General features: G+C 33.1%; 16 protein-coding genes and 1 tRNA gene. 10 read left to right on the plus strand and 7 right to left on the minus strand.

The genetic code is table 11. The annotated features are described in order from the left end of the window. Nucleotides 1–3 precede the first annotated feature (3 nt). The 4 genes from GM3708_RS05705 to phoU all read right to left on the minus strand — a co-directional run bounded on the left by GM3708_RS05705 (nucleotide 4) and on the right by phoU (nucleotide 2,280). Nucleotides 4–888, minus strand: a complete 885-nt coding sequence (locus GM3708_RS05705; protein WP_066344801.1) for an NAD(P)-dependent oxidoreductase — start codon at nucleotides 886–888, stop codon at nucleotides 4–6. Nucleotides 889–954: 66 nt separating this feature from the next. Further along, nucleotides 955–1,284 (minus strand): helix-turn-helix transcriptional regulator, encoded by a 330-nt coding sequence (locus GM3708_RS05710; protein ID WP_066344803.1) that lies wholly within the window; start codon nucleotides 1,282–1,284, stop codon nucleotides 955–957. A 197-nt stretch (nucleotides 1,285–1,481) separates the two neighbouring features. Further along, on the minus strand, nucleotides 1,482–1,604 hold the full coding sequence (locus GM3708_RS19600) for a hypothetical protein (RefSeq protein WP_255358424.1): 123 nt from the start codon (nucleotides 1,602–1,604) through the stop codon (nucleotides 1,482–1,484). Between the two features lie 10 nt (nucleotides 1,605–1,614). Next, nucleotides 1,615–2,280, minus strand: a complete 666-nt coding sequence (phoU, locus tag GM3708_RS05715) for a phosphate signaling complex protein PhoU (protein ID WP_066344804.1) — start codon at nucleotides 2,278–2,280, stop codon at nucleotides 1,615–1,617. 105 nt (nucleotides 2,281–2,385) lie between these two features. Between phoU and GM3708_RS05720 the strand changes: the two genes are divergently transcribed. After that, nucleotides 2,386–3,207, plus strand: a complete 822-nt coding sequence (locus GM3708_RS05720) for a creatininase family protein (RefSeq protein ID WP_066344805.1) — start codon at nucleotides 2,386–2,388, stop codon at nucleotides 3,205–3,207. 45 nt (nucleotides 3,208–3,252) lie between these two features. Here GM3708_RS05720 and GM3708_RS05725 read toward each other — a convergent pair whose 3' ends face one another. Beyond that, nucleotides 3,253–3,558, minus strand: coding sequence for a hypothetical protein (locus GM3708_RS05725; RefSeq protein WP_066344806.1), 306 nt, complete (start codon nucleotides 3,556–3,558; stop codon nucleotides 3,253–3,255). Nucleotides 3,559–3,746: 188 nt separating this feature from the next. After that, entirely contained in the window at nucleotides 3,747–5,027 is a 1,281-nt protein-coding gene (locus GM3708_RS05730; protein ID WP_066344807.1) for a TldD/PmbA family protein, read from the minus strand. 364 nt (nucleotides 5,028–5,391) lie between these two features. On the opposite strand from GM3708_RS05730, the gene GM3708_RS05735 reads away from it, so the two are divergent. The 3 genes from GM3708_RS05735 to GM3708_RS05745 all read left to right on the plus strand — a co-directional run bounded on the left by GM3708_RS05735 (nucleotide 5,392) and on the right by GM3708_RS05745 (nucleotide 7,475). After that, nucleotides 5,392–6,675, plus strand: coding sequence for a hypothetical protein (locus GM3708_RS05735; RefSeq protein ID WP_066344808.1), 1,284 nt, complete (start codon nucleotides 5,392–5,394; stop codon nucleotides 6,673–6,675). Nucleotides 6,676–6,768: 93 nt separating this feature from the next. Further along, on the plus strand, nucleotides 6,769–6,966 hold the full coding sequence (locus GM3708_RS05740) for a hypothetical protein (protein ID WP_066344810.1): 198 nt from the start codon (nucleotides 6,769–6,771) through the stop codon (nucleotides 6,964–6,966). A 32-nt stretch (nucleotides 6,967–6,998) separates the two neighbouring features. Continuing rightward, nucleotides 6,999–7,475, plus strand: coding sequence for a Tic20 family protein (locus GM3708_RS05745; RefSeq protein WP_066344811.1), 477 nt, complete (start codon nucleotides 6,999–7,001; stop codon nucleotides 7,473–7,475). 19 nt (nucleotides 7,476–7,494) lie between these two features. On the opposite strand, the gene GM3708_RS05750 is transcribed toward GM3708_RS05745, so the two are convergent. Beyond that, nucleotides 7,495–8,277: a fumarylacetoacetate hydrolase family protein gene (locus GM3708_RS05750; RefSeq protein WP_066349341.1), complete on the minus strand. Its 783-nt coding sequence runs from the start codon at nucleotides 8,275–8,277 to the stop codon at nucleotides 7,495–7,497. 188 nt (nucleotides 8,278–8,465) lie between these two features. Here GM3708_RS05750 and rpsF point away from each other — a divergent pair, with 188 nt between their 5' ends. The 6 genes from rpsF (at nucleotide 8,466) to GM3708_RS05780 (ending at nucleotide 14,820) form a co-directional block, all read left to right on the plus strand. Next, nucleotides 8,466–8,921 carry a 30S ribosomal protein S6 gene (gene rpsF / locus GM3708_RS05755; RefSeq protein WP_066344812.1) on the plus strand — a complete coding sequence of 152 codons (456 nt, stop codon included), beginning with the start codon at nucleotides 8,466–8,468 and terminating at the stop codon, nucleotides 8,919–8,921. A 27-nt stretch (nucleotides 8,922–8,948) separates the two neighbouring features. Next, nucleotides 8,949–9,305 carry a DUF1818 family protein gene (locus tag GM3708_RS05760; protein WP_066344813.1) on the plus strand — a complete coding sequence of 119 codons (357 nt, stop codon included), beginning with the start codon at nucleotides 8,949–8,951 and terminating at the stop codon, nucleotides 9,303–9,305. A gap of 47 nt (nucleotides 9,306–9,352) precedes the next feature. After that, nucleotides 9,353–9,426, plus strand: a tRNA-Pro gene (locus tag GM3708_RS05765). A 210-nt stretch (nucleotides 9,427–9,636) separates the two neighbouring features. Further along, nucleotides 9,637–10,866 (plus strand): FAD/NAD(P)-binding oxidoreductase, encoded by a 1,230-nt coding sequence (locus GM3708_RS05770; RefSeq protein ID WP_066344814.1) that lies wholly within the window; start codon nucleotides 9,637–9,639, stop codon nucleotides 10,864–10,866. 521 nt (nucleotides 10,867–11,387) lie between these two features. Further along, entirely contained in the window at nucleotides 11,388–11,990 is a 603-nt protein-coding gene (locus tag GM3708_RS05775) for a protein-L-isoaspartate(D-aspartate) O-methyltransferase (RefSeq protein WP_066349342.1), read from the plus strand. Nucleotides 11,991–12,111: 121 nt separating this feature from the next. Continuing rightward, entirely contained in the window at nucleotides 12,112–14,820 is a 2,709-nt protein-coding gene (locus GM3708_RS05780) for a bifunctional acetate--CoA ligase family protein/GNAT family N-acetyltransferase (RefSeq protein WP_066349343.1), read from the plus strand. Nucleotides 14,821–15,006: the final 186 nt, after the last annotated feature.

Below are 15,006 nucleotides of genomic sequence, written 5' to 3' on the forward strand. Positions count from 1 at the left end.
TAATTACTGATTAATATAACTTTTCATCATGGCTTGAGTACCAAGATTATAACCTTCACCTTGATTTAATTGTGCGGCTATCTCAAATAATTTTTGAGCTAATTCCACACCGGGTAAATCACTATTTTCTCCTAAGGTTTCTTTTACTAATCGCAAATCTTTTAAAATATGTTTAATCATAAAACCGGGATTATAGTCAGAATCGATAATTTTTGGGGCTAAATTACTTAATGCCCATGAACTAGCCGCTCCTGTACTACAAACATCAACTACTAAATGAGGATCAATACCTTGTTTTTCTGCTAATTTTAAGGCTTCACAAACCCCAATCATGTGTAAAGAAGCTAAAACTTGATTACATAATTTGACTGCTTGACCACTACCTGCTGAACCACAATAAGTAATATTTTTTCCTAGAATATTAAAATAAGGCTCACATTCTTGAAAATCGGTTAAACTTCCTCCCACCATAATAGTTAAAGTGCCTTGTCTGGCACCAATATCACCGCCAGAAACAGGTGCATCTAAAAAACGAATATTTTTTTGTTGTAATTTGTGAGATATTTTTTGAGCTGATTGTGAGCCAATAGTGCTAAAATCAACGATAATACTATTGGACTGAGCAAATTTCATCACTCCTTCAGAGTTAAAAAATACGTCTTCTACATCTGCAACATCTCCTAAACACGTAAAAATTATATTAGCATCTTTTACTGCTTCCGAGATGCTATCTACGACATTGAGCTGAAATTCAGAGGGTAATGATTGAACATGAGGACTATTTTTAGTTCGGTTCCATGCTTTAATAGATTGACCACTTTTATGCAAATTAACATACATGGCTTTACCCATAACCCCTAAACCGAGAAAAGCTAGTTTATGTTTCATTGTGTATTAATTTTAAAAATAGTTTTTTTGATGATATGACAATTTCCTCAGATAGTTCATCAAATTTTAGGCACTAACATATTGAAGATGATAATTATTTATCAAAGATGGTTTTTGGCATTTATCTACATATTCTCTGAGTATATTGAATTGACTTTGATTTAATCGGTAATAAATACAACGTCCTTGTTGTCTAGTTTCAACAAAGCCAGATTCTTTTAAAATTTTGAGGTGAAAAGATACTTTTGATTGTTTAATACTCAGTAAATCACAAATATTCCCAACACACATTTCTTGATTATTTAATATATCTAATATGTTCAATCTAATAGGATCTGATAAAGCATGAAAAACAATTGGTAATAGTTCTAATTTTTGTGATGTTTGTTCGTACATAAACTTAATAATTTAATCTTTAAATCCTGCTCTCATTTTACCCATAGCAGTATATTTATTTACCATTTTTTACTTAAAGATTTGATAAAATTGCAAAAATAATCAGTATATATACTGACAAGAATTAGTGTTTTATGATTGTCTATCTACTTAAACAAGTAACAATTATATAGTTATCTGATTTTTTGGACGAATAATTAAAATAAAAAATAATTCAGTTTTAATTGAGAATAATTTTTCAAAGAAGTATAAACTTTTTCGGAATTGCTAGTTACTTTTTCCACAACATAAGGATTATCAAATAAATCTTTATGACTCATTATTAATTATTTAGTTGCGTTGTCCTGTGACAATATATGATACTCTTTGAGCTATATTAGTCGCATGATCTGCCATTCTTTCTAAATGACGAATTGCTAAAGCAAGTAAGATAATCGGTTCAACAACTCCTTTTATATCCTTTTGATAAGCTAAAGTTTTATAAAGACTTTCATAAGCATAATCTACTGTATCATCTAACAGCTTAATTTTTTCTCCCGCCTCACTATCTAATTCACTTAATGCTACCATTGTCTTTGCTAACATTACTTGTGCTTGTTTCGACATGATGGCTAATTCTGGCATACAAGAATGAGGAGTATAAATTGCTAATTTCAGTGCTATTTCTGCTAAATCTTCAGCATAATCTCCTATTCTTTCTAAATCTCGCACAAGTTGCATAAAAGCACTTAATATTCTCAAATCTTGAGCTACGGGTGCTTGTAAGGTTAAAATACTAGCACAGTGCATTTCTATTTCTCGATAATAGCGATCAATTTCTCGCTCTTGAGCTTTAATAATTGATACTGCTTCTAATTCGCCCTCAAATAAAGCTTTATGACAATATCGAAAGGATTCCTCCACTAATGCACCCATTCTTAAAACATCTTGTGCAACTTTACTTGTTTGTTTTTGTAGTTGACTACCATCGCCAATGAGTTGATGTGATAATGCCACTAATTTGTGCCCCTTTTATTAAAACAGTCAATCATTTAGAATATGTAAATAAAAATACTTACGTTATCATTAGATTTTTTTTCTTTTATATTCTAGTAAATAATTATGATTCATGGCTTTATTCCCCCAGAAAGATTTTTTGCTTATTTAACATGGCAAGAAATTAAAATGATGACACAGAAAGAGAATACCGTGATTATCCAACCTATTGGAGCAGTTGAACAACATGGTTATCATTTACCCTTAATTGTAGATTCAGCGATTAGTCAAGGAGTATTAGGAAAAGCCTTCAGTTTGTTGAAGTCGGAAATTTCTGCCTATGGTTTACCAACTATTTATTATGGAAAATCTAATGAACATGAAGGCTTTGCTGGTACAATCAGCTTATCTGCAACTACTTTATATACTTTGATTGAAGAAACGGCAACAAGTATATATAAAGCTGGTTTTCGTAAATTAATTCTTATGAATTCCCATGGTGGGCAACCTCAAATAATGGAAATTGTCGCACGGGATTTACACCAAAAATTTCCCGATTTAGCAATTTTTCCTCTTTTTACTTGGAAAGTACCAAATATTACAAATGATTTATTAACCCCACAAGAGAAAGAGTTAGGTATTCACGCTGGAGATGCAGAAACCAGTTTAATGTTAGCTTTGTTGCCTAATCAAGTAAAAATGGATTTAGCGGTTAAAGAATATCCACGCAATTTAGCTCCTAATAGTTTATTATCGATGGAGGGTGATTTACCTTTTGCGTGGTTAACTAGAGAAGTTAGTAAAACTGGTGTTATGGGTGATGCGACTGTTGCGTCAAAAGAAAAAGGTGAGCTTATTTTAACATCTTTAGCCCAAGGGTGGGTAAAGGTAATCGAACAAGTTTATCAATTCAAAATAAACAATGAAGAATCAGAAATTATTTTCTAATATCTTTATTTTATGGCTAATTTTGATCAAATTTTTGTTTTTCTATCACGACTTAAAAATCTGTTGTGCATTAGTAAGTGTTTTAATTACTTGATCTGAATCTATTAATCTTTTTAAAACTACCTGACCGATATTATTGGAAAGTTTAGCATTCTCATTTACGGGGATAACTTCCACCATAATAATATTATCTTCTACCTCATTAAGCCATAATACTTGATTATTTTCAATCATACCGAGAGGTAAAGATTGAATATGAGGCTTTCGGCGCCAAGAATTTTCATCCCAAATACCTCCTCTTTCCCATATACGATTATAAGTCCATCCCTCAGCAAGAAAAAAATATTTCATCGTCAATGCTAGTTAAATTTATTTATTTTTAACATTTTTTATCCAAAAACTAAACATTTTTAATTGAATACCTAAGTAAAGTATTTTTTCAACTGTATTACTATAGTAAAAACTTTGATGAGTAACTATTTCTTTTATTTTCTGACTTTTGCCCTTACCAAAATACTAATGAAATTATGCTCGATTATTTAACCTGAAACTAAAGAAAGCTCATTAATCAAGATAGAAGGAGTATAACAAGAACCGCTCCAAGTGAGATCATTTCCAACACATTCAACTTTATTTAAGGCTTGATAAACATTTCCAGCTAACATTGTGTCTTTGATTCTACCGATAATTTCTCCTTTTCTGATGCGATAACCTAAATCAATATTGAAAGAAAAATCTCCAGAAATATCTGCACCTTCTCCTAAAATTTGATCGATAATAATACCATCTTCAATGTTTTTAATTATTTCTTCTAGGGATAAGCTACCTTTTTCAATCACTAAATTAACTAAATCAGGAGTGGGATAACTACTTAAACTGGGGCGAAAACCATTTCCTGTATTCATTATGCCTAATTCTTGGGCAGTCTTTTTATCACTGAAAAAACTATTTAAAACTCCTTCATTGATTAAATTGAGATTTTGAGTTATTGTACCTTCATCATCAAAAGGACAATTATAGGGTTGTAAATTTGGTTGTTGATTTAAGGTTAAAGAAGAGGAAATAACTTTTTTTCCTAGAGATTCACTCCAAGGAGAAGATTTATCGAGAATTCTTTTACCATTTAATGCCTCACTAATAGTTTCCCATAAAGTTATTGCTCCATTAGCGGTAAATAATACGGGTATTTTACCGTTTTTTATTGATGTATTTTTGTCAGCCCATTGTACTCTTTTTAAAACGGAATTAATCATCCTCTTTAAATCAATTTTGTCATGGCTATATTCACCGTCATAAATACCTAAAAAGTCTTCTTCTCTTACTAATTCAATTCCTAAAGAAGCACTATAACTATTATCTGTTTGTAAGCAGTATAAACCATGGGAATTGACAAGTGTCGTTGTTTCGGTTTCCCATTCTATATCCAAATTAGTGATTATTTCAGGATATTTGTCTGTAATAATTGCGATCGCATCTTTTCCTTGAGCAATTAACTGATGAATATTAGGTTCAGTAATGGAATTAGGATATATTAATCTATTATTGTCGTTTAATAATGGCTGTTCAAAATCATTAAGTTCAGAAATTGCTAAGGCTTTATTAATCAAATCATCAGGATTAAAATCACCATAAGCTACAGCTAATCCGGGGCAACCATTGTGCCATAATCGAAGTGCAAAACCAGTAGCCTGTGAGCTTTCAATTTGTTTTAAACGATTAGCTTCAAAAGAAATTGGACGAGAATGGGATTGAACTTGATATACTTCTACATCAGAAATACCTTTTTTGAGAGTTAGTTCTAATAATTCTTCAGCCAACATAACTTAAAATAAGCCTAATTTTTTAACTTTAACTATAATAACGTGATTTAAGAAATGTAATTAGATATTGATCTAAAATTTTATATAAAAAGTTGATAAAAAAAAATGCCCTGATTATAGTAATCCAAGAAAAGAAGTTGTGATATTTTTAAGGGTATTAGCTATCAATTTTTCAGCTATAGTAAAATTTACGACTTTATTCTTTATTCTTCATTAATGATTTAAGATTAATTTAGGTTTAAAATTTAATAGAAAAAACCAATTTTTGAAGTAATAAAAATAGATAATATTTTTTTTAGTTATATAGTTATTAATATTTTTTGAGGATAATAAATATAAAATTAGATTAATAAATTTAACAAAAATGAATAATTTTGACATCATAATATTATCTAATGGTCCAGGAGAAATCACTACATGGGTTTTACCTGTAATTAAGCAAATTCGGACAAACTTAAATATACGACAGGAGCAAGTTCGGATTTCTTTAATTTTATCACCTTGTCCTCACGCTACAGGTAATGAAGTTAAAATTGCTAGTCAATGGCAGGAAATTAATCGTATTCAATCAGCGAAAGATTTTTCTGCTTTTTTACTATTAGGTAAAACTAAAGATAATTGGGATTGGTATTCTCAAGGATTAGTCATTTTTTTAGGAGGAGATCAATTTTTTACTTTAGTTATTGCCAAAAGATTAGGTTATCAAAGTTTAATTTATGCTGAATGGGAAGCCCGTTGGTATCGTTACATTGATTATTTTGCTGTCATGAATCAATCTGTTATCGATAAAATACCCACTCAATTTAAAAATAAATGCACTATTGTGGGAGATTTAATGACAGATGTTAGCATTTTAAATCAAGAAAAAAATAATGATCATAAAACTACTTTAACAATTGGTTTATTACCGGGATCAAAATCTAGTAAATTAACTCAGGGTGTACCTTTTTTAATGGCGATCGCAGAATATATTCTCAAAAAAAAATCTAATGTTGAATTTATAATACCTGTTGCCCCTACAATTTCTCCTGATTATTTAGCTAGTTATGGAAATAGAAAAAATAACTCTTTAATTAATAATTTAGGAGGAGTAACTGGAGAATTAATAATATTAGAAAATCAACTTTATTTACAAACATCAGGAGGAATAAATATTAAATTAATTCAAGAATTTCCTTGTTATAAAGAATTAATAAATTGTGATCTTTGTTTAACGACAGTAGGTGCAAATACAGCTCAATTAGGTGCATTAGCAATACCGATGATTGTTTTATTACCTACTTATCAATTAGAAGCCATGAAATCATGGGATGGCTTATTAGGATTATTTGCTAATTTACCTATAATAGGCAATATTTGTGCCAAATTAATTAACTGGATTATAGTTCAATATACTGTTAAGAATAAAAAATTATATGCGTGGCCTAATATTTGGGCTAAACGAGAAATAGTACCAGAATTAATTGGTTATTTAACAGTAGAAGAAGTAGGAAATTTAGTTTTAGATTTATTAGAAAATCAGAAAAAAATAGAAGATATCAAATATAATTTGAGTACCGTGAGAGGCTCATCAGGTGCGAGTATAAACATAGGAAATATAGTAAAAAAAATAATTATGGATAGAAATAAAGAAATTAAAAGATTTTAATAAATTGTATTAAAAATAACCATAAAATGCTCAATAAACATTAGAATGGATAATAGGACAAAAAACATTATTAGATATTTAAAGGAGGAGATCATGCTAGTAATTCTCCAAAAAGAACAAATATTATCAACTCAAAGTATTTGTCAAAATTGTGTATGGGCAAATCAAAATGGTAATCCTCGATGGCATCAAGGAAAACTGGGTTGTGGATATTGTTTAAACACCAGTGAATTTAAACAAACAAAGTTATATCAATGTCAGATGGGGTTTCGTCTTGCTAATATCGAATAAGTAAAGTTGTTTAACTAAATAAATTTAATTCTATGAATTGGCGTAACACGACAGATTGGAAAGATAAATTATTCGCAGCCCTTGTTTATTTTTTTCCTCTTTACACTGCCTTGAATTTCGGCGTTTTTTTGTTTCAACAGTTTCCCATCTTAAACATCATCAAAATCCCCTTAATTCCCTTGGCAATTATTAATCAAATTCCTTTTGGTGGTTTAATTATCTTTTTTATTTTATTTAGTGCCGTCGTCAGAAATCAGAATATTAGTCATTTTATTCGTTTTAACACTATGCAAGCCATTCTAATGGAAATTTTATTAATTTTAGTTAGTCTAATTTTTAATGTATTACTAGGAGCATTAGCAGGAACACTAATTACTGAAACAATCTTTAACACTATTTTTATTGGTACTCTAGCGGCTTGTGGCTACGGAATGATACAATCTGCATCAGGAAAATACCCCGAAATACCTTTGATTTCCGAAGCTGCTTCAGGTCAAGTACCATGGTAATCTTAACAATTAATAATTTCTATATTCCATGATTGGCTTCAATTTGATTGGTTAAAGTGCCAATACTCTCAATTTCAATACTGACGGTATCCCCCACCGTTAAAGGTGCAATACCTTCAGGAGTGCCAGTTAAAATTACATCTCCTGGCAACAGAGTCATAATCTGAGAAATATAGGCTACCAATTTTTCAGGAGAAAATACCATATTTGATAATAATGTAGATTGTTTTGGTGGTTGTTCCTCATTGACAATTGTCGTTAATCTCGCTCCTGAAGTTAATTCTCGTACTATCCAAGGACCTAAAGGGCAAAATGTGTCAAATCCCTTCGCCCTAGTCCATTGTCCATCTTTTTTCTGCAAATCTCTTGCGGTTACATCATTAGCAATCGTGTAGCCCCAAATTTTACTTTTTGCTTCTTCCACCGTACAATTTTTAGTGCGATCGCCAATAACCAGAGCTAATTCTCCTTCAAAATCTACTCGCTGAGATTGTTGAGGATAGACAATATTTTGTAAATGAGCAATCACCGCCGAAGAAGGTTTGAGAAAAATTAAAGGTTCTTTTGGTACTTCTGAACCCATTTCCGCCGCATGATCTGCATAGTTTTTTCCTACTGCTACAATCTTAGAGGGCGCACAAGGAGCTAATAAATGATAGTCAGACTCTGATAAAACTTGATCTGTCACTTTTCCATTCAACCACGGAGGAGCATCCAACACTTCAACCGTGCGATTAAGTTGTAATTTACCATAGTAAATGTGACCAGTGGTAGTTTTTACCCTCACATAACGTTGTGCCATAATAACAAATTTTGAATTTGAGGTTAATTGTAAAAAATTTTGCAATAATTTCCTTTTCTGTTATAAATATATAGGAACTATTGCCTAAAAGTGTCAATCAATTTGTTTGGAAAGATACCATAAAGCATGAAAAACCTTGCTTCTCAGGTTGTGGGAAGCCATTTTAGTCCAAAAGGAGAAAAGCACAAATGTCTAATACTTACGAAATGATGTTTATTTTGCGCCCAGATTTAACCCATGAGCAAGTAAACAAACAATTACATAAATATCGTGATTTACTCAAACAAAATGGAGCAGAAAAAGTATCCGTGGATGTTTGGGGTAAGCGTCGTTTAGCATATCCAATTCAGAAATTCTTAGACGGAATTTATATTTTGACTCATTATACTGGAGATGGTTCTCAAGTAGCCTTGATTGAAAGAGATATGCGCTTAAGTGAAACAGTAATTCGCTATCTCACCATTAAATTAGATAAAGGGTTTGAATTTGAGGAAAAAGATATTCCTGAATTACAATCAACACCTGTCGCCACCCCAGTAGAAACAACAACTGCCGTTGTGGAAACAGAAGAAGTAAGTCTTGAGGATGCCCCAGTGATTGAAGCTGAAGCCGCAACAGAAGAAGTTGCAGGTGTAGAAGCCTAAATTTAGGGTTGATGGAGGAAAAATATCTTGATCAAAAAAGGTAAAGGTTGGCGTATCGGATGGCAAGAAAAAATAAGCACTTATCAAGGCTTAATTGGAGCTGAAGATTGGGCAATGGAATTAACCACGGCAGAAATGCAAGATTTTTGTCGTCTTCTTTTACAAATTCATCAAGGTATGGCAGATATGACTAAACACCTCATGGAGGAAGAAATAATCATCTGTGAGGCAGAAAGTGATTTAATGTGGTTAGGTGCAGAAGGATACCCTCATAATTATTCTCTGCGTATTATCCTCCATCATCATCGAGGTTGTGAAGGTACTTGGTCAGAAAATGTAACGCAAGATCTGATTCAAGCCACTCAATCTTTAAAACTTTTTTAACTTGACAATTACACTAATTATTGTTATAATCGATAACTGTTGACTAACGGGGCGTAGCGCAGCTTGGTAGCGCACCACTTTGGGGTAGTGGGGGTCGTGGGTTCAAATCCCGCCGCTCCGATTTGAAGAGAATAAGTATTCTTGAACAAAATTATTTGTGATGCCAGTGTTTAAAAATATAAGTAAGAAAAATATTGAAAAATTATAGTTTTTATATATAAGACAAATTGCTCTAAATTAAAGAAATATTAAAAAAGTAATAGTATTAATAATAATTAAATTAAACTGAGAGTAAATTATCAGAACAATTAAGTTTAATTCAAGTGTGAATATGGGTAATAATCAATCTTTTCAAATATTAATTATTGGTGGTGGTGCGGCGGGAATTACTGTTGCGGCTCAATTGAAACAGCAAAATTCTAACCTAACAATGGCTATTATTGAACCTTCTGAAAATCATTATTATCAACCTGCATGGACATTAGTTGGGGGGGGAGAATATTTATTAGAAGACACAGTAAAACATGAACAAAATTTAATTCCTCATGGCGTAACATGGATTAAAGATTATGCAGAAAATATTGATCCTGATCATAATCAAGTAACAACCAAAGCAGGTAAAATTTATGATTATCAATATCTCGTTGTTTGTCCAGGAATTACTATTGATTGGGATAAAATCAAAGGTTTAAGAGAATATTTAGGTAAAGATGGCGTTACAACCAACTATACTAAAGAAACTGCCCCTTATACATGGGAAACTATTCAGAATTTTAAAGGTGGTACAGCCTTATTTACGTTCCCTGCGGGTGCAATCAAATGTCCGGGTGCACCTCAAAAGATTATGTATTTAGCGGAAGAAGCCTTTACCCGCCAAGGGATTAGGGAAAAAACGAAGATTATCTATGGCAATGCCACAGGAAAAATGTTTGGTGTTCCCACCTATTGTAAACCTTTAGAAGAAATCGTTGATCGCAAAAAAATTGACGTTAAATATAATCACAATTTGGTTGAAATTAAAGGAGACACCAAAGAAGCTGTATTTGCAACGGAAAACGGAAATAATATTACAATTGAATACGATCTACTTCATGTTTCTCCACCCATGACTACCTATGATTTTATTAAACAAAGTGCGATCTCTAATGAACAAGGTTGGGTTGATGTTGATCAATATACTTGTCAGCATAATAAGTATAAAAACGTTTTTGGTTTAGGAGATTCATCCAGTTTACCTACTTCTAAAACTGCCGCAGCTATTCGTAAAGAAGCACCTGTAGTCGTGGCAAATATTTTGGCATTAATGAATAAAAAAACAATCCAAAATAAGTATAACGGTTATGCTTGTTGTCCTCTGATTACAGGCTATGGTAAAACGATTATGGCAGAATTTGATTATGATAAAAAACCGTTACCTAGCTTCCCTTTAGATCCTACCAAAGAAAGAGCGAGTATGTGGTTTGTTAAAAAATATATTTTACCTTGGTTATATTGGAATAGAATGCTTAAAGGAAAAGCATTTGAGCCTGATAGTTGGAGATTTTTACTCCCTAAAAAATAACATTAAATACCGATGAAAAATTAATGGTAAGTAGATAAGCTAAATTGGTAATAAATTTTATTTTTCCCAAATCCATGAGAACACCTAGGTTCGACAGAAGAAAACTGGTGAAAGCAAGACAAGAAGACAAGGAGACAGGTGGACAAGGAGAAAGAGTTATTTATTTGTCATTAAATTAGATGTAAGTTAAATGCATTTTAGCTTACTTATATGGAGAAACTGGTGCTTGTTTTATTATTTGAGAGATATAATTAAAGTAAGGGCAGTTTCTTCTTTTTTGAAGAGTTGTTTTCGTTGAGTCCTTAATAGCAGTAAGTTTAAGTTCTTTGCCTAGATAGAATTAATTTTATACTTGTAGTTAAAAGCAATTTTGCCCCCCATTAATACTGACTGGTAAGTTTGCCAAGGAGGCGATCATGATTTTCGTTATCTTATCCCTTCCACTCAATGGAATTGGGGCAACTACTTTGGGAAAAAATTCAGACCCAAGTGAGGCTCGTTTTCAGTTTCAGCGTCAGTACATGGTCAAAAAACAACTTGAGCCACGAGGCATAATAGATTCTAGAGTCCTCAAAGCAATGCTCACTGTACCTCGTCACCTTTTTCTTGAATCTGATGTCGCTCCCTTTGCCTACGAGGATTGTCCTTTGCCAATTGCGAATAATCAAACTATCTCCCAACCTTATATCGTTGCATATATGACAGAACTAGCAACCATTTCCCCAAAAGCAAAAGTGCTGGAAATTGGTACTGGTTCAGGCTACCAAGCTGCTATACTGGGGTTATTGGCGAAGGAAGTCTATACAATTGAGTTTTTCCCCGAACTTGCTCGAAAAGCCAGTAATCTGCTTCAACAACTAGGCTATAACAATATTCAGATTAAAGCTGGAGATGGCTATCAAGGTTGGTCGGAACACGCTCCCTATGATGCTATTTTAGTAACGGCAGCTCCTGATCACATCCCTCAACCCTTGATTGATCAATTGGCTATTAATGGTAAGATGATCATTCCTGTAGGAAATTGGTCTCAATCTCTTATTCTCCTTACCAAAACTCCCCACGGCATTGTTGAAAACAGAATGCTTCCTGTTTGTTTTGTACCCTTAATAAGGAAATTAGTTTAATCTTAAAGAACTAAGATCTTTCTTTAAATTATGAATGTTTTGTTACAAATATTTTTCATAGAATATAGTAGTTATGGTGGGCAATGCCTACCCTACTATTTTAAATGCGGAAGAATTTATTATGGCGACAGATAAAGTTCATGACATTATGCGATATAACTATAATCCTCTCGATTTTATGTTTGCACCGAAATCCGTTGCCCTGATTGGTGCATCAGAAAAAGAAGGTAGTGTTGGACGCACTTTATTATGGAATTTGATTAGTCATCCTTTTGGTGGCACGGTTTTTCCTATTAATCCAAAACGTAAAAATGTTCTCGGTATTAGAGCTTATAGTACGATTAAAGAGTTACCTGAAACCGTTGATTTAGCTGTAATTGCCACACCGGCGGTGACAGTGCCGAATTTGATTAGGGAATGTGTCGAAGCTGGGGTTAAGGGTGCAATCATTATCTCCGCAGGATTTAAAGAAATTGGAGCAGAAGGGATTGCACTAGAGCAACAAATATTAAAAGAAGCCAAAAAAGGTAATTTACGCATTATAGGTCCAAATTGCTTAGGATTGATCTGTCCTCCTACGGGTTTAAATGCCAGTTTTGCTAGTACCAGCGCAAAAAGTGGTAATGTGGCTTTTATTAGTCAAAGTGGTGCTTTTTGTACTTCTATTCTCGATTGGAGTTTGAGAGAAAATCTTGGTTTTAGTGGTTTTATCTCCATAGGTTCAATGTTAGATGTCAATTGGGGAGATTTAATCTATTATTTTGGTGATGATCCATTAACAAAAAGTATTGTCATCTATATGGAATCCATCGGTGACGCTAGATCCTTTATTTCTGCCGCAAGGGAAGTTGCTTTATCAAAGCCGATTATCGTCATTAAAGGTGGGCGCACAGAGGAAGCCGCTAAAGCTGCTGCATCTCACACAGGTGCATTGAGTAGCAGTGATAAAGTCTTGGCGGCTGCCTTCCGCCGTTGTGGTGTTTTACAGGTAGATACCATCAAAGAAGTGTTTAACATGGCAGATTTATTAGCCAAGCAACCTCGCCCGAAAGGAAGACGCTTAACGATTTTAACCAATGCAGGAGGACCTGGAGTTTTAGCCACCGATGCGCTAACTTGGGGAAAAGGAGAATTATCGCTCTTGAGTGAGACGACTATAGAAGAATTAAATAAAATTTTGCCTACCCATTGGAGTCACAGCAATCCCATTGATATTTTGGGAGATGCCACCCCAAGGCGTTATGCACAGGCTTTAGAAATTGCCGCAAAAGACGAAAATAGTGATGGATTATTAGTTATTTTAACTCCTCAAGACATGACTGATCCTACTAAAACTGCAGAAGAGTTAACAAAAATCACGGGCAAAATTAATCATAAACCTGTATTAGCAAGTTGGATGGGGGGAAGTGGTGTCGCTACTGGTGTTGAAATCCTCAATCGTGCCAATATTTATACTCAACCTTATCCTGATGATGCGGCGAGGTTATTTAATCTCATGGGGCGTTATAGCTATAACTTGAAGGGATTATATGAAATTCCTAGTTTTTCTAAGGCGGATAATCTCATTGATGAAGATTTAGCTATGAATATTATCGCCCATGCCCACGAAACGAATCGCACTTTATTGACGGAATATGAATCGAAGCAGTTATTGCAAGCTTATAGTATTCCTACGGTAATGACTATTATCGCTCAAACCGTAGAAAAAGCCATCGAATCGGCGGAAAAAATTGGTTATCCTGTGGTGATGAAACTCCATTCTGAAACTATTACCCATAAAACTGATGTGGGAGGTGTGAAATTAAATTTAACTAGCCAAGAGGATATAAAACAAGCCTTTCTTGCCATTCAAAAAAGAGTTAATGACAGTGACTTTTTAGGGGTAACAATTCAACCGATGATTAACCTTGAAGGTTATGAATTAATTTTAGGTAGCACCGTTGATCCTCAATTTGGTCCTGTGTTATTATTTGGAACTGGTGGACAATTAGTAGAAGTATATCAGGATCAGGCTTTAGGATTACCACCTTTAAATAGTACCTTAGCCAAGCGTATGATGGAACAAACAAAAATCTATCAGGCTTTAAAAGGAGTTAGAGGTAGAAAATCTGTTAATTTAGAACAATTAGAGCAGATTTTAGTATTATTTAGTCAATTAGTCATCGAACAACCGTTAATCAAAGAAATTGACATTAATCCTTTATTAGTTTCGGAAAATAACTTAATTGCTTTAGATGCACGGGTGTTATTATATCCCCCTGACACTGAGAGAAAAGACATTATTCTTCCCGCTATTCGCCCTTATCCTAATCAATATATCTCCATGGCACAATTAGCCAATGGGAAAGAAATTAAAATTCGCCCGATTCGCCCCGAAGATGAGCCACAAGTTGCCTCTTTTTGTCAAAATTTATCTCAAGAAAGTGTTTATTTACGGTTTTTCCACTCTATCAGTTATCAATCCTTGATTTCCCATGAAAGGCTGACTCGCATTTGTTTTATCGATTATGATCAAGAAATTGCTTTAGTCGCTAGTTATCATCATCCAGATACTGATGAAAAAGAAATTCTGGCGATCGCAAGGCTAAGTAGAGTACATGGAAATACAGAACAAGCAGAGTTAGGTTTATTAGTTAAAGATAATTATCAAAGACAAGGATTAGGAACACTATTAGGACAAGATTTGATTAAAATAGCCAAAAAAGAAGGAATAAAAACTGTTATTGCTGATATTTTGCCTGATAATCAAGGAATGCAGAATCTTTGCCTTAAATTAGGATTTGAATTACATAAAACTGCGGATTTAGTCAATGCAGTTTATATTACCTAACTTCGATATAAAATTATCGGTGAAGAAAGGAAATAACTAGGTGAGTATAATTAATTATGGATTTTATTTTTCCTAAGCTCTTGTTAATGATTGTTATCGGGGGGTTTAAACCCCTTTCCTTTCATTGCTTATACACCATTAATTTTTTCAAAATATTTACTATACTAATTCTTCACTTTTATTTTT

The organism is Geminocystis sp. NIES-3708 (assembly GCF_001548095.1).
Lineage (GTDB): Bacteria > Cyanobacteriota > Cyanobacteriia > Cyanobacteriales > Cyanobacteriaceae > Geminocystis.